Annotated in this window: 16 protein-coding genes and 2 pseudogenes; 5 read left to right on the top strand and 13 right to left on the bottom strand. The window is 69.9% G+C overall.

The features are described 5' to 3' along the window. The first annotated feature begins 290 nt into the window (after positions 1–290). A complete protein-coding gene (locus tag V7067_RS04870; RefSeq protein ID WP_334174756.1) occupies positions 291–728 on the top strand; it encodes a DUF2794 domain-containing protein in 438 nt (145 codons plus the stop codon). Positions 729–836: 108 nt separating this feature from the next. On the opposite strand, the pseudogene V7067_RS04865 reads toward V7067_RS04870, so the two are convergent. From V7067_RS04865 to V7067_RS04805, 13 genes and pseudogenes are all read right to left on the bottom strand, one after another. Beyond that, positions 837–1772 (bottom strand): annotated as a pseudogene (locus tag V7067_RS04865) (sulfate/molybdate ABC transporter ATP-binding protein); the annotation flags it as partial. Between the two features lie 188 nt (positions 1773–1960). Next, positions 1961–2857: a sulfate ABC transporter permease subunit CysW gene (cysW, locus tag V7067_RS04860; protein WP_334174755.1), complete on the bottom strand. Its 897-nt coding sequence runs from the start codon at positions 2855–2857 to the stop codon at positions 1961–1963. Positions 2858–2867: 10 nt separating this feature from the next. Then, entirely contained in the window at positions 2868–3713 is an 846-nt protein-coding gene (cysT, locus tag V7067_RS04855; RefSeq protein ID WP_334174754.1) for a sulfate ABC transporter permease subunit CysT, read from the bottom strand. A gap of 293 nt (positions 3714–4006) precedes the next feature. Beyond that, positions 4007–5038, bottom strand: coding sequence for a sulfate ABC transporter substrate-binding protein (locus tag V7067_RS04850; RefSeq protein ID WP_334174759.1), 1032 nt, complete (start codon positions 5036–5038; stop codon positions 4007–4009). Between the two features lie 584 nt (positions 5039–5622). Further along, positions 5623–6342, bottom strand: a complete 720-nt coding sequence (gene pyrF / locus V7067_RS04845) for an orotidine-5'-phosphate decarboxylase (RefSeq protein ID WP_334174753.1) — start codon at positions 6340–6342, stop codon at positions 5623–5625. 25 nt (positions 6343–6367) lie between these two features. Further along, positions 6368–7321 (bottom strand): type I pantothenate kinase, encoded by a 954-nt coding sequence (gene coaA / locus V7067_RS04840; RefSeq protein ID WP_334174752.1) that lies wholly within the window; start codon positions 7319–7321, stop codon positions 6368–6370. A gap of 177 nt (positions 7322–7498) precedes the next feature. After that, positions 7499–7828, bottom strand: coding sequence for a phosphoribosyl-ATP diphosphatase (locus V7067_RS04835; RefSeq protein ID WP_334174751.1), 330 nt, complete (start codon positions 7826–7828; stop codon positions 7499–7501). Positions 7829–7843: 15 nt separating this feature from the next. After that, the gene (hisF, locus tag V7067_RS04830; RefSeq protein WP_334174750.1) at positions 7844–8620 is read right to left on the bottom strand and encodes an imidazole glycerol phosphate synthase subunit HisF; all 777 of its coding nucleotides are present in this window, start codon (positions 8618–8620) and stop codon (positions 7844–7846) included. An 11-nt stretch (positions 8621–8631) separates the two neighbouring features. After that, on the bottom strand, positions 8632–9378 hold the full coding sequence (hisA, locus tag V7067_RS04825) for a 1-(5-phosphoribosyl)-5-[(5-phosphoribosylamino)methylideneamino]imidazole-4-carboxamide isomerase (RefSeq protein WP_334174749.1): 747 nt from the start codon (positions 9376–9378) through the stop codon (positions 8632–8634). Next, positions 9375–10028, bottom strand: coding sequence for an imidazole glycerol phosphate synthase subunit HisH (gene hisH / locus V7067_RS04820; protein ID WP_334174748.1), 654 nt, complete (start codon positions 10026–10028; stop codon positions 9375–9377). Before hisH ends, hisA begins: the two co-directional genes overlap by 4 nt. Next, positions 10025–10519, bottom strand: coding sequence for a DUF2628 domain-containing protein (locus tag V7067_RS04815; protein ID WP_334174747.1), 495 nt, complete (start codon positions 10517–10519; stop codon positions 10025–10027). The genes hisH and V7067_RS04815 overlap by 4 nt, the downstream gene beginning before the upstream one ends. 21 nt (positions 10520–10540) lie before the next feature. Beyond that, entirely contained in the window at positions 10541–11134 is a 594-nt protein-coding gene (gene hisB / locus V7067_RS04810; RefSeq protein WP_334174746.1) for an imidazoleglycerol-phosphate dehydratase HisB, read from the bottom strand. A gap of 236 nt (positions 11135–11370) precedes the next feature. Next, positions 11371–13656 (bottom strand): NADP-dependent malic enzyme, encoded by a 2286-nt coding sequence (locus tag V7067_RS04805; RefSeq protein WP_334174745.1) that lies wholly within the window; start codon positions 13654–13656, stop codon positions 11371–11373. A 168-nt stretch (positions 13657–13824) separates the two neighbouring features. Between V7067_RS04805 and mutS the strand changes: the two genes are divergently transcribed. From mutS to V7067_RS04785, 4 genes and pseudogenes are all read left to right on the top strand, one after another. Continuing rightward, the gene (mutS, locus tag V7067_RS04800) at positions 13825–16536 is read left to right on the top strand and encodes a DNA mismatch repair protein MutS (protein WP_334174744.1); all 2712 of its coding nucleotides are present in this window, start codon (positions 13825–13827) and stop codon (positions 16534–16536) included. Between the two features lie 132 nt (positions 16537–16668). Beyond that, on the top strand, positions 16669–17472 hold the full coding sequence (dapB, locus tag V7067_RS04795) for a 4-hydroxy-tetrahydrodipicolinate reductase (RefSeq protein ID WP_334174743.1): 804 nt from the start codon (positions 16669–16671) through the stop codon (positions 17470–17472). 173 nt (positions 17473–17645) lie between these two features. After that, a complete protein-coding gene (locus V7067_RS04790) occupies positions 17646–18266 on the top strand; it encodes a 2,3-bisphosphoglycerate-dependent phosphoglycerate mutase (protein ID WP_334174742.1) in 621 nt (206 codons plus the stop codon). Then, positions 18263–18665 (top strand): annotated as a pseudogene (locus tag V7067_RS04785) (hypothetical protein); the annotation flags it as partial. The gene V7067_RS04790 and the pseudogene V7067_RS04785, both read left to right, overlap by 4 nt.

Genomic DNA, 18665 nt, shown 5'->3' with positions numbered 1-18665 from the left:
AGCGCGGGCGGTTCCGTCCATTGCGGGCATCGCCGCGCCGGCCGGCGCCCGCGCCCGGCGCCCACACCCGGAGCCAGTTGCGCCGGGCTACTTGCGCGCCGGCGGACGACGGCCGATCATGACAGCACGATGATGAACCGGCTCAGGATACGATGCCGGCCGGGCGCGCTGTGTCCGGACGCGATGCGGAGGCGCTCTTGAGTGACAGGCCGGCCGGCAGTGGCGACATCACGGACGCAGCGCGTGCGAGACCCGCGGACACACGGCACCGCCCGCCGGATCGCGGGCAGATGGCCGCCGCGCCGCCGGGGCCTGCAGGCCCCGGTGCGGCCGGCAGCGTGCCGCAGCAGACGGCGGGGGGTCTTATAGCGGGTGGTCTTGCGGCCGGCGTGCCGCCGGGCGTGGCGCTGGTGGGCGGCGGGCGGCCGTCCGTTTCCTTCGACCGGCGTGAACTGGATACGATCCTGCGCCTCTACGGCCGCATGGTGGCGGCCGGAGAATGGCGCGATTACGCATTGGATTTCGGCCGCGAGGAGGCCGTGTTTTCCGTGTTCCGCCGCGCCAGCGAGATGCCGCTCTACCGCATCGTCAAGGCGCCGAAACTGGCGCGCCGGCAGGGCGCTTATTCGGTGATGGCGCCGGGCGGGCGCATTCTGAAGCGCGGCAGCGATCTGGCCCGCGTGCTGCAGGTTCTGGAGCCGAAGACCGCCTTCCGTCTGGTCGACTGAGCCGGGCCCGGCCGCTCACAGCGGATAGAGCTGGAAGGCGGAGAGCTTCAGCCCGACGGTGCTGCCGGGCGCGATTTCAAGGCCCGCCGGCACCGCGAATTCCACCGCTTCGCCGGCGACTTCCGCCTCCACCAGCCGGTGGCCGGCGGTGCGGCGCACGGCGGTGACGGTGGCGGCAATGCCCTCGCCGGCCTCGCCCACGGCGATATCCGCCGGCCGGGCGAACAGCGTCGCGCGGCCGGCCGGGGTGGCGCCGGCGGAGAGGCCGGTCGGCCGGCCGGCCAGCAGCACCGCGCCGTCTTCCACGCTCACCGTCAGGCGGATCGAGGCGCCGATGAAGTCGAACACGAACGGGGTGGCCGGGCGGTCGTAGATATCGTCCGGGGTGCCGACCTGTTCGATGCGCCCGCCGCGCATGACGACGATCTGATCGGCCAGCTCCATCGCCTCTTCCTGATCGTGCGTGACGAACAGGGTGGTGTGGCCGGTGCGGGCGTGGATCTCCTTCAGCCAGCGGCGCAGGTCCTTGCGCACCTTGGCATCGAGCGCGCCGAACGGCTCGTCGAGCAGCAGCACGCGCGGCTCGATGGCCAGCGCACGCGCCAGCGCCACGCGCTGGCGCTGGCCGCCGGAAAGCTGGGCGGGGTAGCGCTTCTCAAGGCCGGTGAGCTGCACGAGGTCGAGCAGGTTCATCACGCGGGTGCGGATTTCCGCCTTCGAAGGCCGCGTCGCGGCCGGCCGCACCGTCAGCCCGAAGGCGATGTTGTCGAACACCGTCATGTGCTTGAACAGCGCGTAGTGCTGGAACACGAAGCCGATGTTGCGTTCCTGCACCGAAAGGTGCGAGGCGTCATCGCCGCCGAACAGCACCCGCCCGCCGGTCGGAAAATCGAGCCCCGCCACGATGCGCAGCAGCGTGGTCTTGCCGGAGCCGGACGGCCCCAGCAGCGCCACCAGTGCCCCCCCGGCCACGTCGAGGTCGATGCCGTGCAGGGCGGTCGTGGCATCGAAGCGCTTGGAAAGCCCCTCGATCTTCACGGTGATCGGTTCGGCATGAACGGCGGCGGCAGGCACGGCGGCGGGATTCGACACGGCAGTTCGCTCCGGAGAAGGTCGTCTGGCCGGCCCTGCCGCGCCCGGCCGGCAGCGGTCTGCGGCAGCGGGGCGGGCCGGGGCGGCGGAACTAGGGACAGGCAGAACAGGGCAAAGGCAGAGCACGGGGGCAGGCGGCCTCAGTGGCCGCCGCCGGTGTTGGCAAGTCCGTCGGCGAAGCGCCACTCCAGCACGGACTTGGCCGCCAGCGTCACCAGTGCCAGCAGCGCCAGCACGGAGGCGACCGCGAAGGCGGCCACGAAATTGTATTCGTTATAGAGAATCTCGACATGCAGCGGCATGGTGTTGGTCAGTCCGCGGATGCGCCCGGACACCACCGAGACGGCGCCGAACTCGCCCATCGCGCGCGCGTTGCACAGCAGCACGCCATAGAGCAGGCCCCACTTCACGTTGGGCAGGGTTACACGGAAGAACACCGACCACGCCCCGGCGCCCAGCGACAGCGCCGCTTCCTCTTCCTGGCTGCCCTGCTCCTGCATCAGCGGAATGAGCTCGCGGGCCACGAACGGCAGCGTGACGAACATGGTGGCGAGCACGATGCCGGGCACCGCGAACACGATCTGGATATCGTGGGCGGCAAGCCACGGGCCGAGCAGGCCCTGCGCGCCGAACAGCAGCACATAGACGAGGCCGGAGATGACCGGCGAGACCGAGAACGGCAGGTCGATCAGAGTGATGAGAACGCTCTTGCCGGCAAACTCGAACTTCGCCACCGCCCACGCGGCGGCAAGGCCGAACACCATGTTGACCGGCACGGAGATGGCCGCCACCAGCAGCGTGAGGCGGATGGCGGCGAGGGCGTCGGGTTCCAGAATGGCGTCGACATAGGGGCCGAGGCCATCGGAGAACGCCTCGCGGAACACGATGGCGAGCGGCAGCAGCAGCACCGCGGCCAGAAAGGCGAGGGCCACGGCGATGAGCAGCGCGCGCACCGCAGCCGATTCCGTGGTGGCGGAGCGGAAGCGCGGTGCCGGTGCGGCGGCGGTGCGGAGCGGGGGTGCGACGGGCGATGTCATGCGATGTTCCTCACACCTGCCCCATCCGCCGCCGCGCCCACGCCTGCAGCAGGTTGATGGCAAACAGCATCAGGAAGGCGATGATCAGCATGATCGCCGCAATGGCCGTGGCGCCGGCATAATCGAAGCCCTCAAGCTTGGTGACGATGAGCAGCGGCGCGATTTCCGAGACATAGGGAATGTTGCCGGCGATGAAGATCACCGAGCCGTATTCGCCGATGGCGCGGGCGAGCGCCAGCGCGAAGCCGGTCATCACCGCCGGCACCACCAGCGGCAGCACCACGCGGAACACCGTCTGCCAGCGCCGGGCGCCCAGCGTGGCGGCGGCTTCCTCCAGCTCGCGGTCGATCTCGGCCAGCACCGGCTCCACCGTGCGCACCACGAACGGCAGGCCGATGAAGACCAGCGCCACCACGATGCCGCGCGGGGTGTAGGCGATCTGGAAACCGAGATTGGCAAACCAGCCGCCGATGACGTCGTTCGGCGCATAGATGGCGGTGAGCGCGATGCCGGCAACGGCGGTCGGCAGCGCGAACGGCAGGTCCACCACCGCATCGATCAGCTTGCGGCCGGGAAAATCGTAGCGCACCAGCACCCATGCCACGATCAGCCCGAACACGGCATTGATGAGGGCGGCGATGAAGGCGGTGGTGAAGCTCACGCGCAGGGCGGCCAGCACGCGGGCATCGGTTGCGACCTGAAGGAAGCCGCCGAAGCCCAGACTGCCGGCCTTGAGGGCGAGGGCGGCGAGCGGAACCAGCACGATGAGGCTGAGATAGGTCAGCGTGAAGCCAAGCGTCACGCCATAGCCGGGCAGGATGCTCGGTTTGCGTTTGAGGGGCAGCGCAAGGGCCATGGCTGTCTTGTTCCGTTCGGCGGCCGGGGCGGTGTTCGCGTTCCTGCGGGGCCGGTTGCGGCCGGCAGGGGAACGTGTCACCGGATCCGGAGGATTTTATTATCCGGGAGGCCGGCAAACCAGAGCCAAAACCGTCCCGTCCTGTCAGGAGTGAGGAAAGAAATGCTCCGCGAAGCGGCGCTTCGCCGGCTGGCCTGCCTGAGGCGGCGGTTTCATGCCAAAGCCCGCGCAGCCCTTGCGGGGCGCTGCGCGGGTGAGGCCATCGGCAGGTGGGCTGCCCGGGAGCGGCAGGATTACTGCTTCGGCTTATAGAGCTGGTCGAACAGCCCGCCGTCGCCGAAGTGTTCCGGCTGCGCCTTCGCCCAGCCGCCGAACTGCGCGTCGTCGATGGTGACGAGCGGAATGGCGGCGAAGCGCTTCAGGTAGTCCGGGTTCACGCCCTCGGTCTTGTAGGGGCGGTAATAGTGCCTGGCGGCGATGTTCTGGCCTTCCGGCGAATAGAGATAGTCGAGATAGGCTTCCGCCACCTTGCGGGTGCCCTTGGCATCGACATTGCCGTCGACGAGGGCCACCGGCGGTTCGGCCAGCACGGAGATCGAGGGGGCGACGATCTCGAACTTGTCGGGGCCGAGTTCGTCGATGGACAGGAAGGCCTCGTTCTCCCACGCCAGCAGCACATCGCCGATGCCGCGCTGCACGAAGGTGGTGGTGGCGCCGCGGGCGCCGGTATCGAGCACCGGAACGTGCTGGAACAGCTGGGTGATATAGTCCTTCACCTTGGCCTGATCGCCGTTGAAGTGCTTGTTGGCCCAGGCCCATGCCGCCAGATAGTTCCAGCGTGCGCCGCCCGAGGTCTTCGGGTTCGGGGTGATGACCTGCACGTCATCGCGCACCAGATCGCCCCAGTCATGGATGTTCTTCGGGTTGCCCTTGCGCACCAGAAAAACGATGGTCGAGGTATAAGGGGCGGAGTTGTTGGGCAGACGGCTGCGCCAGTCGGCCGGGATCTTGCCGGTCTTCCTGGCGATGGCGTCGATATCGGCCTGCAGCGCCAGCGTCACGACGTCGGCATTGAGGCCGTCGATCACCGCCCGCGCCTGCGCGCCCGAGCCGCCGTGGGAGGCGCGCACCGCGATGTCCTCGCCGGTCTCCTTCTTCCAGTGCGCGGCAAAGACCTTGTCATAGTCCTTGTAGAGCTCGCGGGTCGGGTCGTAGCTGACGTTCAGAATCTGCTCGCCGGCACGGGCGGCGTGCGGCGCCGCCAGCGCGCCGAGGCTGAGGGCGAGCGCGGTGCCGGCGGCAATGAACGTCCGGCGGGAAAGGATGGGGCGAAGCTTGGAACCGGTCACGGCGATGCCTCCGAAATTCGATTTCTTATAATGTCTATTTATCGGATCGACTTTGTCAACCAAGCGATCCCGACGGGGGCAAGAAAGCACGCGATTGCTCAGGCTGCGGCAGATTGGAAAATTTGTCCACGCGGCCGCGACCGGTTCGGAGCATGGCGGGCGCACCGGCCGGGGCGCAGAAACGCAACCGGCCGCGGACGATCGCCGCGGCCGGAACGGGAAGCCGGAAATAATCTGGCGGTCAGTGCCGGGCACAGACCGGCGGTTGCCGGCGCACGGGGCCCTGAGCGAGGGAGCGCTGGTGACGGTTCTGCGGCGGCAGCGGCTGATGCGCGTTGCAGGCAACCGGCCTGCCGCCGCCGCTGCAGCGATAAGGGCCGGAACAGGGGGCTGCTATGCCGGGCGTGCGGACGGCATCGAAGGCGGCATCGTGAACCGGGGTCAGATCCCGGTCTTTGCAGAAAGCCATGGCGCGTTGTCCGCATGCGGGCTGAACGCGCCATGACCGCGCTCTTTGCTCTTTACGAGGGCATAAAACGCGGGTCCGGCTGTGGCCGGGGTCAGCCGAGGGCGGCGGCGATTTCCGCCACGATGGCCTCGGCGGCCGCGCGCCGGTCGGGGGCGTTCATGATCGGCCGGCCCACCACCAGCATGTCGGCTCCGGCGCGGATGGCCTCGCCGGGGGTGGCGATGCGCTTCTGGTCGCCGGCGTCCGCCCCGGCCGGGCGCACGCCCGGCGTCACCAGCAGCATGCCGGGCCCTGTGACGGCGCGCACGGCCGCCACTTCCTGCGGCGAACAGACGAGGCCGTCGATGCCGGCGGCCCGCGCCTGCGCGGCGCGTTCGGCCACCCGCTCGGCCACGGTGCCGCGATAGCCGGCTTCCGTAAGATCGCCGTCGTCGAGCGAGGTCAGCACGGTCACCGCGAGCAGCGCCGTCTTCGCCGGTCCGCGCGCGGCAACGGCGGCGGCCATGGCGCGCGGGTAGGCATGCAGCGTCAGAAGATCGACCCCGAGGGCCACGGCCGAACGCACCGCCCCGGCCATGGTGTTGTCGATGTCGAGCAGCTTGGCATCGAGAAACACCTTCTCGCCCGCCCCGACCAGCTCGCGCGCCAGCTCAACGCCGCCGGCATAGATCAGTTCGAGGCCGATCTTGTAGACGCCGACCGAACCGCGCGTGGCTTCGATGGCCGCGCGCGCGGCGGCGACATCGGGCGTGTCGACGGCCAGAATCAGCCGGTCGCGCGGGGTCACGGGGCGAAAGCGCGCGTCGTTCATGAGGGGGCCTCGTCGGTGGGAAAGGTCACAGCTTGCGCAGGGCGACGCTTGCCACGGCGTGGTCCTCGCCCTTGGTCAGGATCAGGTCGGCCCGCGGCCGCGTCGGCAGAATGTTCTCGCGCAGGTTCAGCCGGTTGATGCGCTTCCACAGCCGTTCGGCCAGCGCGCGCGTCTCTTCCGGCGAAATCGCCGCGTAGCGGTGGAAATAGGAGTTCGGGTCGGTGAACCGGGTCGCCTTGAGGCTGATGAAGCGGTCCACATACCATGCGTGGATCAGGCTCTCGTCGGCGTCGATATAGATGGAGAAATCGAAGAAGTCGGACACGAACGGAATGGCCTGCCCGTGCTTGGGCAGCCGGTTCGGCTGCAGCACGTTGAGACCCTCCACGATGAGGATATCCGGCTGCTCGATGACGATGGTCTCGCCCGGCACCACGTCGTAGACGACATGGGAATAGACCGGCGCTTCCACCTTGCGCTTGCCGGCCTTGATGTCGGTCAGGAAGGAGAGCAGCTTCTGGCGGTCGTAGCTTTGCGGAAAGCCCTTGCGCTCCATCAGCCCTTCGGCAGCCAGCACGGCATTGGGCAGCAGGAAGCCGTCGGTCGGCACCAGCGAAACCCGCGGGCTGGTCGGCCAGCGCGCCAGCAGCGCCTGCAGCACGCGGGCGGTGGTGGATTTGCCCACCGCCACCGAACCGGCGATGCCGATCACGAAGGGGATCTTGTCTTCGCTGCGGCCGAGGAACCGGCTGGTGGCGGCATGCAGCCCCTGCGTCGCCTCCACATAATAGGACAGCAGGCGCGAAAGCGGCAGATAGACCCGCTCCACCTCCTGCATCGAAACCGGATCGTAGAGCCCCTGCAGCCGGGCCAGATCCTCCGGCGTGAGTGTCATGGGGGCGTCGGCGCGCAGTTGTGCCCATTCCGCCTGCGAGAACACGCGGTAGGGCGACAATTTCCGCTGCATGCTCATGTCCATGGGCACTTCACCATCTTCCAGAGCCCGGAGTGCGGGGCCGCAGCCCCTCGTGCTGCGGTGCAATCTAGCCGATTCCTGCGCCGGCGGCTTGCAGCCTGTCAGGGAAACCGCGTCCCTCGTTGTCGCGCCTCGTTGTCGCGTCTCGCGGCCGCGCCGGCGCGGTGCTGCCCCGGGCGGTCATTCGGGCCTGCGCGCGGCCTTTTCCTCAAGCCCGGTCTGGGCGGTGCGGCGGTTCAGCTCCGCCATCACGGCGCTGAGCGGCAGGTCGGCCGCCCGCAGCAGCACGGTCAGGTGGTAGAGCAGGTCCGCCACCTCTCCGGTCAGCCCCTCGCGGTCGCCCAGCACGGCGGCAATGGCGGTCTCCACCGCCTCCTCGCCCACCTTCTGCGCGATCTTGGGGATGCCCCGGCGCATCAGGCGGGCGGTATAGGAGGCCGGATCGTCCGAGACGGCGCGCTTTGCGACGATCGCCTCCAGCGTTTCCAGCGTGAACGGGGTCTCGCTCATGGTCGTATCGTGCCTTCAGCCGTCGAGGCGCACCGGCAGGCCGGCTTCGGCCAGCCGCGCCTTGGCCTCGTGGATGGTGTAGGTGCCGAAATGGAAGATCGAGGCCGCCAGCACCGCGCTGGCGTGGCCGTCGCGGATGCCCTCCACCAGATGATCGAGATTGCCGACGCCGCCCGACGCGATGACCGGCACCGGCACGGCATCCGAAATCGCCCGCGTCAGGGCCACATCATAGCCGATCTTGGTGCCGTCGCGGTCCATGGAGGTGAGCAGGATTTCGCCGGCCCCCAGCGCCGTGACGCGGCGGGCGAACGCCACCGCGTCGATGCCGGTCGGGGTGCGGCCGCCGTGGGTGAAGATCTCCCAGCGCTCCGGCTCGCCCGCCTTCGAGACGCGCTTGGCGTCGATGGCGACGACGATGCACTGGTTGCCGAACTTCTCGGCCGCCTCGCGCACGAAATCCGGATTCTTCACCGCTGCGGTGTTGATGGAAACCTTGTCGGCGCCTGCCAGCAGCAGGGCCCGGATATCCTCGATGGTGCGCACGCCGCCGCCCACCGTCAGCGGCATGAAGCAGCGCTCGGCGGTGCGGCGCACCACGTCGAGCAGGATGCCCCGGCCCTCGTGGCTGGCGTTGATGTCGAGGAAGGTGAGTTCGTCGGCCCCGGCGGCGTCATAGGCCGCCGCTGCCTCCACCGGGTCGCCGGCGTCGATCAGGTCGACGAACTGCACGCCCTTGACGACGCGGCCGTCCTTCACGTCGAGGCAGGGGATGACGCGAACCTTCAGCATGTGCCGTTCCCTCAGTGCGCCGCGGCGGCGCGCTGCGCGAAGATCAGTTCAAGCGCGGCCTTCGGGTCCAGCCGCCCGTCATAGAGCGCGCGGCCGGCGATGGCGCCCTCCAGAAGGGCGGCTTCGGGCTCCAGCAGGCGCTCGATGTCGTGGATGTCGGCCAGCCCGCCGGAGGCGATCACCGGAATGGAGACGGCCCGCGCCAGCTCCAGCGTGGACGGCAGGTTGAGGCCCTGCAGCATGCCGTCGCGGTCGATGTCGGTGTAGACGATCGCCGCCACCCCGGCATCCTCGAACGCCCTGGCCAGATCGGTGGCGGCCATGTCGGAGGTCTCCGCCCAGCCTTCCACCGCGACCCGGCCGGCCTTGGCATCGATGCCGACGACGATGCGGCCCGGGTGGGCGCGCGCCGCCTCGCGCACCAGCGCGGGGTTGCGCACCGCCACGGTGCCCAGAATGACGCGGGTCACGCCCTTTTCAAGCCAGCCCTCGATGGCGGCCTGGTCGCGGATGCCGCCGCCGAGCTGCAGCGGCAGGCCGCAGTGCTTCAGAATGGCCTCCACCGCCGGGCCGTTGCGCGAGGTGCCGGCAAAGGCGCCGTCGAGGTCGACGACGTGCAGCCACTCGAAGCCGGCAACGGCAAAGGCCTGCGCCTGCGCCGCCGGGTCGTCGCTGAAGACGGTGGCCTTCTCCATCAGGCCGCGCTGCAGGCGCACGCACTGGCCTTCCTTGAGGTCGATAGCCGGAAACAGGATCATGGGCGCCACGCAAGGAAATTGGCGAGAAGGGCGAGGCCGAGGCGCTGGCTCTTCTCCGGGTGGAACTGGGTGCCGGCAACGTTGTCGCGGCCGACGACGGCCGTCACGGGGCCGCCGTAGCCGGTGGTCGCCAGCACCTCGGCCGGGTTTTCCGCCGCCAGATGATAGGAATGGACGAAATAGGCGTGCAGCCCGTCCGGCCCGGTGGGAATGCCGGCGAGCAGCGGATGGGCGGTCTTCACGTCCAGCGTGTTCCAGCCCATGTGCGGCACCTTCAGCGCCGGGTCGGCCGGGCGGATCGGCACCACGTCGCCGCCGATCCAGCCGAAACCGTCGGTCACCTCATATTCCACGCCGCGGCTGGCCATCAGCTGCATGCCCACGCAGATGCCGAGGAACGGCCGCCCCTTCTTCTCCACGTGCTCGGTGATGGCGTCCGTCAGTCCGGGCACGGCCGCAAGGCCGCGACGGCAGTCGGCGAAGGCGCCCACGCCCGGCAGCACCACGCGCGCGGCCGCCGCCACCAGATCGGGATCGGCGGTCTGGTGGATTTCGCAGGCGATCCCGGCCTCGTGCGCGGCCCGCTCCAGGGCCTTGGTGGCCGAGCGCAGATTGCCCGAACCATAATCGATGACGGCGACGACGCTCATGAGGACCGCTCCGGACGCGGAAAGAGACCGACGACCGGCTCGCCGGCCTCGGGCAGGGAAAAGGTGTGGCGCCGGGCCGGCGCCGGCGCCGGCCCGGCCGGCGTGGCGGCAACGCGGGCGGCAAGACGGGCGGCGAAATAGCGCTGCTCGGCGGCCGCCCGTCCGGGGGCCTCGATCACCGCAACCTCGCGGAAGCCGCGGCGGGTGAGGTGCCAGCGCTTCAGGCCCGCCGCCTCGAAGGCGACGACGACATTGAGAGCCAGCGACAGCACCATGCCGGCATCTTCGCTGATCCGGGTGCCGAGGACGGCGAGCGCGATGTCGGCCACGATAAACACGGCAAACGCCAGCCACATCCGCCCGCACAGCAGCCACAGCGCCGGAACGATGAGGGCCACCCACGAGAAGCCCTCGCGCACGAACGCCACCCGGTCGGCATCGCGGCTGCCATCGCCGGAGGCTGGCGGCTCCATTACGCTGAAGCGGCGCATCGCGCGTTCGTCCCGGTGTCGTCAGCCTTCAAGGCTGCCCTTGGTGGAAGGAATGGTGCCGGCCTGCCGCGGGTCGATGGCGAGGGCCGCCTTCAGGGCCCGCGCCACGCCCTTGAAGCAGCTTTCGGCGATATGGTGACTGTTGCCACCATAGAGCGTTTCGATGTGCAGCGTCAGCCCGGCGTGGAAGGCGAAGGCGCGGAAGAACTCCTCCACCAGCTCGGTATCGAAGGTGCCGATCTTCTGGGTGGGAAAAGATGTGCGGAACACCAGGAACGGCCGGCCGGAGATATCGAGCGCGACGCGGGTCAGCGCCTCGTCCATCGCCAGATGCACGTCGGCGTAGCGGGTGATGCCGCGCCGGTCGCCCATGGCCTGCCGGATGGCCTGGCCGAGCGCGATGCCGGTGTCTTCCGCCGTGTGGTGGTCGTCGATGTGGGTGTCGCCTCTGGCCGTCAGGCTGATGTCGATCAGGCCGTGGCGGGCGATCTGGTCGAGCATGTGGTCGAAGAAGCCGACGCCGGTCGAAATTTCGGCCCGGCCCGTGCCGTCGAGATCAACCGCGACGGCGATCTGGGTCTCGTTGGTCTTCCGCTCGACGCGCCCGGTGCGCATGGGGTTCTCCCGCTGGCGACAACAGATCGGCGGGCCGGTTCCGCCGCCGCCCGGCCTGCGCGGGGTGTTCTAGAGTGCTTTACCGGCGGATGCAATCATCTGGCGGGACAAGCACTGCCGATTCAAATGTTTAGGCATATTCGCCGCCCTGCGCCGGCCCGAAGGCGGCAGCGCCGCCCGCGCGGCCTCTGAGGGCCACGGGGCGGCGCTGAAGCGATGGCAGGGAGCGGCCGGCCTCAGGTCACGTCGAAGGCGGCGACCGCGGCCATGTTGGTGATGTCGGTATCCTTGGCGCCGAGCGAGACGATCTGCACCGACTTGTCGAGGCCGACGAGGAACGGGCCGATCACCGTGCCGCCGCCCAGTTCGCGCAGCATCCGCGTGGCGATGGAGGCGGCATCCGCCGACGGCATCACCAGCACGTTGGCCGGGCCCGACAGGCGGGTGAACGGATAGGCGGCGAGCAGCTCCGCATTGAGCGCCACGTCGGCCGACATCTCGCCGTCGACCTCGAAGTTGATGCGGCGCTTCGCCAGCAGTTCCACCGCCTTCCGCACGCGGGTGGCGCTTTCGGAGGGCGGCTGGCCGAAGGTGGCGTTGGCCAGCAGCGCCACGCGCGGCTCGTGGCCGAGGCGGCGGGCGGTGCGGGCGGCCTCTTCGGCAATGTCGGCCAGTTCTTCCGCCGAGGGGGTGTCGTGCACGGCGGTATCGGCCACGAACAGCGTGCGGCCGCGGCTGATGACCAGCGACACGCCGATCAGGGCGTGGCCCGGCTTGCGGTCGATGACGTTGAGCATCGCCTCAAGCGAGGTGGCATAGTTGCGGGTCGCCCCGGTCACCAGCGCATCGGCATCGCCGCGGGCCACCATCAGCGCGGCGAAATAGTTGCGGTCGTAGTTCACGAAGCGCTGGCAGTCGCGCTTCAGGAACCCCTTGCGCTGCAGGCGGGCATAGAGGGTGTCGGCATAGTCGCCGTTGCGGCTGGAAAGCCGCGCGTTCAGCACCTCCATGCCGGGGCGGAACTCGATGCCGGCCTCCGCCGCCGTGGCGGCGACCACCTCTTCGCGGCCGATCAGCACCGCGGTGCCGAGGCCCTGCTGCACGAAGCTTGCCGCGGCGCGGATGACCGGCACTTCCTCGCCTTCGGCGAAGACGACGCGCTTCGGGCTCTGGCGCACCTGCGCGAAGATGCGGGCGAGCGAGCCGGCCACCGGATCGCGCCGCGCCGACAGCGACTGCGCATAGGCGTTCATGTCGACGATGGGGCGCTGCGCCACACCGGATTCCATCGCCGCGCGGGCCACCGCCGGCGGCACCACGGAGATGAGGCGCGGGTCGAACGGCACGGGGATGACGTAGCTCGGGCCGAAGCGCAGCGTCTTGCCCTTGTAGGCGGCGGCGACCTCGTCGGGCACGTCCTCGCGGGCGAGCTGGGCGATGGCCTCCGCTGCCGCGATCTTCATGTGCTCGTTGATGGCCACCGCCCGCACGTCCAGCGCCCCGCGGAACATGTAGGGGAAGCACAGGACGTTGTTGACCTGATTGGGATAGTCGGACCGGCCGGTGGCCACGATGGCATCGTCGCGCACCTGCGACACCTCTTCCGGGGTGATTTCCGGATCGGGGTTGGCCATGGCGAAGATGATCGGATGCGGCGCCATGGAGGCGACCATGGCCGGCGTCAGCGCGCCCTTGGCGGACACGCCGAGGAACACGTCGGCGCCGCGCATCGCCTCTTCGAGGGTGCGCAGATCCGTCGGCACCGCATGGGCCGTCTTCCACTGGTTCATGCCCTCGGTGCGGCCTTCGTAGACCACGCCCTTGGTATCGCACAGGGTGACGTTGTTGTGCGGCACGCCGAGCGACTTGATAAGCTCGATGCAGGCGATGCCGGCCGCGCCCGCGCCGTTGCACACCACGCGGATATCCTCCGGCTTGCGGCCGGTCAGGTGCAGCGCGTTGATGAGACCGGCGGTGGCGATGATGGCCGTGCCGTGCTGGTCGTCGTGGAAGACGGGAATGTCCATCAGCTCGCGCAGACGGCTTTCGATGATGAAGCAGTCCGGGGCCTTGATGTCTTCCAGATTGATGCCGCCGAACGAGGGGCCGAGATAGCGCACCGCGTTGACGAAGGCATCGACGTCTTCGGTGTCGAGTTCGAGGTCGATGGAATCGACATCGGCGAAGCGCTTGAACAGCACCGCCTTGCCTTCCATCACCGGCTTGGAGGCGAGCGGCCCCAGGTTGCCGAGGCCGAGAATGGCGGTGCCGTTGGTGATGACGGCGACGAGGTTGCCGCGCGAGGTGTAGTCGAACGCACGGCTCGGATCCTCGGCGATGGCGCGCACCGGCACGGCCACGCCCGGCGAATAGGCCAGCGACAGATCGCGCTGGGTCGCCATCGGCTTCGTCGGCGTAATTTCCAGCTTGCCGGGGCGGCTGCCGGCGTGGAATTCAAGTGCTTCGCGATCCGTGATGGTGACGCCGCCGCGACGGGGCGTGGCGGTCTTGTTCGCCGTCATGTGGGCAGTCCTTCCCTTGTCCCTTTCCCGCCCCCTGTGGCGCGACGGCTGCTTTGTTTTGCCCTTGTTCGCGCCGGGGTTGGGGCGGCTAGCTTTTCCACGCCCGCCCGCGCATTGCAAGGCATCCGGGCGATGAAAGGCTATGCAGGTTCTGCTAGCCTGCCGCCCATGCGCGAGTCACCTGCCGAAACGCCGGGCGCCGGCCGCCCCACCCCGATGATGGAACAGTATATCGAGATCAAGGCAGCCAATCCTGACTGTCTGCTGTTCTATCGCATGGGTGATTTCTACGAGATGTTCTTCGAGGACGCGGAGGAGGCCAGCCGCGCCCTCGGCATTGCGCTGACCAGACGCGGCAAGCATCTGGGGCAGGATATCCCGATGTGCGGGGTGCCGGTCCATGCCGCGGACGAATACCTCCAGAAGTTGATCGCCCTCGGTTTCCGCGTGGCGGTCTGCGAGCAGATGGAGGACCCGGCCGAGGCGAAGAAGCGCGGCTCCAAATCCGTCGTGAAGCGCGATGTGATCCGCCTCGTCACGCCCGGCACGCTGACCGAGGAAACCCTGCTCGATACCCGCCGCGCCAACTGGCTGGTGGCGCTGGCGCGCGTGGGGGCCGGGGAGGCTGCCGCCTTCGCGCTGGCGTGGATCGACATCTCCACCGGCGCCTTCCATGTCGGCGAAACCGATCTGCGGCTGCTGGCCGGCGACATCGCCCGCATCGATCCGCGCGAGGTGGTGGTGCCGGATGTGCTGTTCTCCGACGACAGCCTGCGCCAGATCCTGCGCGCGCTCGGGCCTTCGCTGACCCCGGTGCCGCGCGCCACCTTCGACGGGGCGACGGCGGCCGAGCGCATCGCGCGCTATTTCGGCGTCGCCACGCTGGACGGTTTCGGGCTGTTCTCCCGCGCCGAGCTTTCGGCGGCGGCCGGGGCGCTCGCCTATGTGGAGCGCACCCAGATCGGCTCGCGCCCGCCGCTCGATCCGCCGCGCCGGCAGGCGGCGTCGAGCGTGATGGTGATCGACCACTCCACCCGCGCCAGCCTCGAACTGACCCGCACCACCTCCGGCGAGCGGCGCGGCTCGCTCATCGCCGCCGTCGACTGCACCGTGACGGGGCCGGGCGCGCGGCTGCTGGCCGAACGGCTGGCGAGCCCGCTGACCGATCCGGCCGCCATCGAGCGGCGGCTCGATGCCGTGGCCTTCTTCCTTGAGGATGCGGCGGCGCGCGAGGGCACGCGCGCCGTGCTGGAGGCCGCGCCCGATCTGGCGCGCGCCCTGTCGCGGCTGGCGCTCGACCGCGGCGGCCCGCGCGACCTCGGCGCGGTGGGGGCGGCGCTGGCCTCGGCGCGGACGCTGTGCGAGGGGCTGGCCGGTGCCGCCCTGCCGCCGGAGCTCGGGCAGGCGCTCGGCGCCCTTGCCGCGCTGCCCGGCGACCTCGGCCCCCGCCTTGCCGCGGCGCTGGCCGACGAACTGCCCTATCTGCGGCGCGACGGCGGCTTCGTGCGCGAGGGCTATTCGGCCGAACTCGACGATGCGCGGGCGCTGCGCGACGAAAGCCGGCAGGTGATCGCCCGCCTGCAGGCCGAGTATGCGGCCGAGACCGGGGTGCGGACCCTGAAGATCCGTCACAACGCCATCCTCGGCTGGTATATCGAGGTCGGGCAGGCCCATGGCGAAAAGATGCTGGCGGAGGATGCCGGCACGCGCCGTTTCATCCACCGCCAGACCATGGCCGGGGCCTTCCGCTTCACCACCACCGAACTGGCCGATCTGGAAACCCGCATCGCCTCGGCGGCGGACCGGGCGCTGTCGCTGGAACTGGCGATCTTTGCCGATCTCTGCGGCCGCATTCTGGCGGCCGGCGATGCGCTCAAGGCGGCGGCCGCCGCGCTTGCCGCCGTGGATGTGGCCGCGGCGCTGGCCGAACGCGCCGCCCGCGACCGCTACAGCCGGCCGAAGGTGGACGGCTCGCTGGCCTTTTCGGTCACCGGCGGACGCCATCCGGTGGTGGAGGCGGCGCTCAGGACCGACGGCAGCGAACCGTTCGTCGCCAACGACTGCGAACTGGGCCCGGAGGCCGGCGAAAAGCATGGCCGGCTCACCATCGTGACCGGCCCCAACATGGGCGGCAAGTCGACCTATCTGCGCCAGAACGCGCTCATCGCCATTCTCGCGCAGGCCGGCTCCTTCGTGCCGGCGGAGCGGGCGGAAATCGGCGTGATCGATCGCCTGTTCAGCCGCGTCGGCGCCGCCGACGATCTGGCCCGCGGGCGCTCCACCTTCATGGTGGAGATGGTGGAGACGGCGGCGATCCTCAATCAGGCCACGGAACGCAGCCTCGTGGTGCTGGACGAGATCGGCCGCGGCACCGCCACCTACGACGGCCTTTCCATCGCGTGGGGCGCCATCGAGCACCTGCACGACATCAACCGCTGCCGCACGCTGTTCGCCACCCATTATCACGAACTCACCGCGCTTTCGGAGCGCCTCGGCCGCGTGCACAACAGCACGCTGAAGGTGAAGGAGTGGAAGGGCGAGGTGGTGTTTCTGCACCAGATCGTGCCCGGCGCGGCCGACCGTTCCTACGGCATTCAGGTGGCCCGGCTGGCCGGTCTGCCGGAGGCGGTGATCCGCCGGGCGAAGGCGGTGCTGACGCGGCTTGAGGCCGCCGACCGCGCCAGCCCGCGGGCGGCGATGATCGACGATCTGCCGCTGTTCCAGAGTGCCGTGCGCGCCGCCCCGCCGCCGGCCGCGCCGCCGCCGCCCGATCCGGCGCTGGTGCTGCTCGACGATATCAGCCCGGACGACCTGACGCCGCGGGCGGCGCTGGAGGCGCTTTACCGGCTCAAGGCCGCCCGTGCGAAGCCGCCGGCCTGAGCGGCGCGGCGGTTGACGGTGGCCGGCCTGCGGCCGCACAGTCCCGCCGTGCGGCGGCCCGGGTGAACGGGCGGCGGCGGCGAAAAAGAACGACGCGCGCGACGAACGCGGGCAATGCGAAGGAGAGCCACGATGCGGCTGGTAGTGATGGGTGCGGCGGGCCGCATGGGCCGGGCTCTGGTGGGCGCGATCAAGGCAACGCCGGGGGCCGAACTGGTGGCCGCGCTGGAGCGGCCGGGTTCGGTGGCGCTGGGCGAGGATGCCGGCCTGCTGGCAGGCCTCGGCCGGCTGGGGGTGACCATCACCGACGACATGCTGGCCGCCTTTGCGCAGGCCGATGGCGTGATCGACTTCACCCGGCCGGAAAGCACCGTGGCGGCGGCGGAGATCGCGGCGCAGGCCCGCATCGTCCACGTCATCGGCACCACCGGCCTGACGGCGGCCGACGAGGCGGCGCTCGCGGCGGCGGCGCGCCATGCGGTGATCGTGAAGTCGGGCAACATGAGCCTCGGCGTCAACCTGCTGACCGCGCTGGTGCGCAAGGCGGCGCGTGCGCTCGATGCCGGTTACGACATCGAGATCGTGGAGATGCACCACCGCCACAAGGTGGACGCACCCTCCGGCACGGCGCTGATGCTGGGCCGCGCGGCCGCCGAAGGCCGCGATGCGGACCTCGATGCGGTGAGCGTGCGGGTGCGCGACGGCATCACCGGCCCGCGTCCGTCCGGGGCGATCGGCTTTGCGGCGCTGCGCGGCGGCTCCGTGGTCGGCGACCACACCGTCATTCTCGCCGGCGAGGGCGAGCGGGTGGAGCTGACGCACCGCGCCGAGAGCCGCGAGATCTTTGCCCGCGGGGCGCTGAAGGCGGCGCTGTGGGGCCGCGGCCGGCGGCCGGGCCTCTATTCCATGGCCGATGTGCTGGGTCTGGCCGACTGAGCGGCCGGCGGGCCGTGCGGTGCGGGAAAATCCGCCGCATCCCCGCCGGCCCCGTGCCGTCTTCTGTTGCCGTCCAACTTGGCTTAAAGCTCGCGGAAGAGGTTTTGCGCCGGTGCCGCCGGCTGCCCCGGACGGCGGGCGGCGGCACGGCGTGTCATTGAAGGACTTCGATCATGGACCATCTCCTTGTTCTGGTGCGTCACGGCCAGAGTGAATGGAACCTCAAGAATCTGTTCACCGGCTGGAAAGACCCGGACCTGACCGAGCAGGGGGTGGCCGAGGCCCACGCCGCCGGCCGCAAGCTGAAGGAGATGGGGCTGCATTTCGACGTGGCCTATACTTCGGCGCTGACGCGCGCCCAGCACACCTGCAGCATCATTCTGGGCGAGATCGGTCAGCCGGAACTGCCGGTGATCGAGGATCAGGCGCTCAACGAGCGCGACTATGGCGACCTGACCGGCCTCAACAAGGACGATGCCCGCGCCCGGTTCGGCGAGGAGCAGGTGCATGTGTGGCGCCGCTCGTTCGACGTGCCCCCGCCGGGCGGCGAGAGCCTGAAGGACACGGCCGAGCGCGTGCTGCCCTATTTCGAGGCGCACATTCTGCCGCGGGTCCGGCACGGCGAGCGCGTGCTGATCGCCGCCCACGGCAACTCGCTGCGCGCACTCATCATGGCGCTTGAGGGGCTGACGCCGGAGCAGATTCTGGCGCGCGAGCTCGGCACCGGCGTGCCGATCGTCTACCAGCTCGATTCCGAGGGCGGGATCGTCAGCAAGCAGGACCTCGCGGGTTGACCGGCCCGGCGCGTAAGGGGCCGCCACCGGCGGGCCGCGCCACCGGCGGGCGGGCATTCGCCCCGCCCGAGCCGGAGGAAATCCCGGGCGACAAGCCCGAGGAGGCCACCGACGGGGACGCCACGGAAGACGTGCCGCGCCGCCGGGTCCGCGACAAGGACCCGCAAACCGACGAGAAGCCCGGCGGCGGAGCCTTCCGCGCCGTCGAGGTGATGAACCCGTCGTTCGACGTGGTGCTGCTCGATGCCGCGGAGGCGGCGGGGCGGCTGCGCGAGCTGTGCGGGGTGCTGGCCGACTGCGTCAACGGCGGCGCATCGGTCAATTTCATGCTGCCGTTCGACGAGTGGAGCGCGGTGCCGTTCTGGATCCGCGTCATCGACGAGGTGGCGCGCGGCGACC

The sequence above is a fragment of the Pseudoxanthobacter sp. genome (genome assembly GCF_036822375.1).
GTDB lineage: Bacteria > Pseudomonadota > Alphaproteobacteria > Rhizobiales > Segnochrobactraceae > Pseudoxanthobacter.
Note: the sequence above shows the minus strand (reverse complement) of the source record. Positions and strands in the feature narration are given on the sequence as shown.

Coding starts and splice junctions, on each gene's coding strand:
- mutS (WP_334174744.1), top strand. CDS start 13,825: ATGCGCGAGTCACCTGCCGAAACGCCGGGCGCCGGCCGCCCCACCCCG.
- dapB (WP_334174743.1), top strand. CDS start 16,669: ATGCGGCTGGTAGTGATGGGTGCGGCGGGCCGCATGGGCCGGGCTCTG.
- V7067_RS04815 (WP_334174747.1), bottom strand. CDS start 10,519: ATGCGCCGCTTCAGCGTAATGGAGCCGCCAGCCTCCGGCGATGGCAGC.
- V7067_RS04835 (WP_334174751.1), bottom strand. CDS start 7,828: ATGAGCGAGACCCCGTTCACGCTGGAAACGCTGGAGGCGATCGTCGCA.
- hisA (WP_334174749.1), bottom strand. CDS start 9,378: ATGATCCTGTTTCCGGCTATCGACCTCAAGGAAGGCCAGTGCGTGCGC.
- V7067_RS04805 (WP_334174745.1), bottom strand. CDS start 13,656: ATGACGGCGAACAAGACCGCCACGCCCCGTCGCGGCGGCGTCACCATC.
- hisH (WP_334174748.1), bottom strand. CDS start 10,028: ATGAGCGTCGTCGCCGTCATCGATTATGGTTCGGGCAATCTGCGCTCG.
- V7067_RS04870 (WP_334174756.1), top strand. CDS start 291: ATGGCCGCCGCGCCGCCGGGGCCTGCAGGCCCCGGTGCGGCCGGCAGC.
- cysT (WP_334174754.1), bottom strand. CDS start 3,713: ATGGCCCTTGCGCTGCCCCTCAAACGCAAACCGAGCATCCTGCCCGGC.
- cysW (WP_334174755.1), bottom strand. CDS start 2,857: ATGACATCGCCCGTCGCACCCCCGCTCCGCACCGCCGCCGCACCGGCA.
- V7067_RS04790 (WP_334174742.1), top strand. CDS start 17,646: ATGGACCATCTCCTTGTTCTGGTGCGTCACGGCCAGAGTGAATGGAAC.
- hisF (WP_334174750.1), bottom strand. CDS start 8,620: ATGCTGAAGGTTCGCGTCATCCCCTGCCTCGACGTGAAGGACGGCCGC.
- pyrF (WP_334174753.1), bottom strand. CDS start 6,342: ATGAACGACGCGCGCTTTCGCCCCGTGACCCCGCGCGACCGGCTGATT.
- coaA (WP_334174752.1), bottom strand. CDS start 7,321: ATGGACATGAGCATGCAGCGGAAATTGTCGCCCTACCGCGTGTTCTCG.
- hisB (WP_334174746.1), bottom strand. CDS start 11,134: ATGCGCACCGGGCGCGTCGAGCGGAAGACCAACGAGACCCAGATCGCC.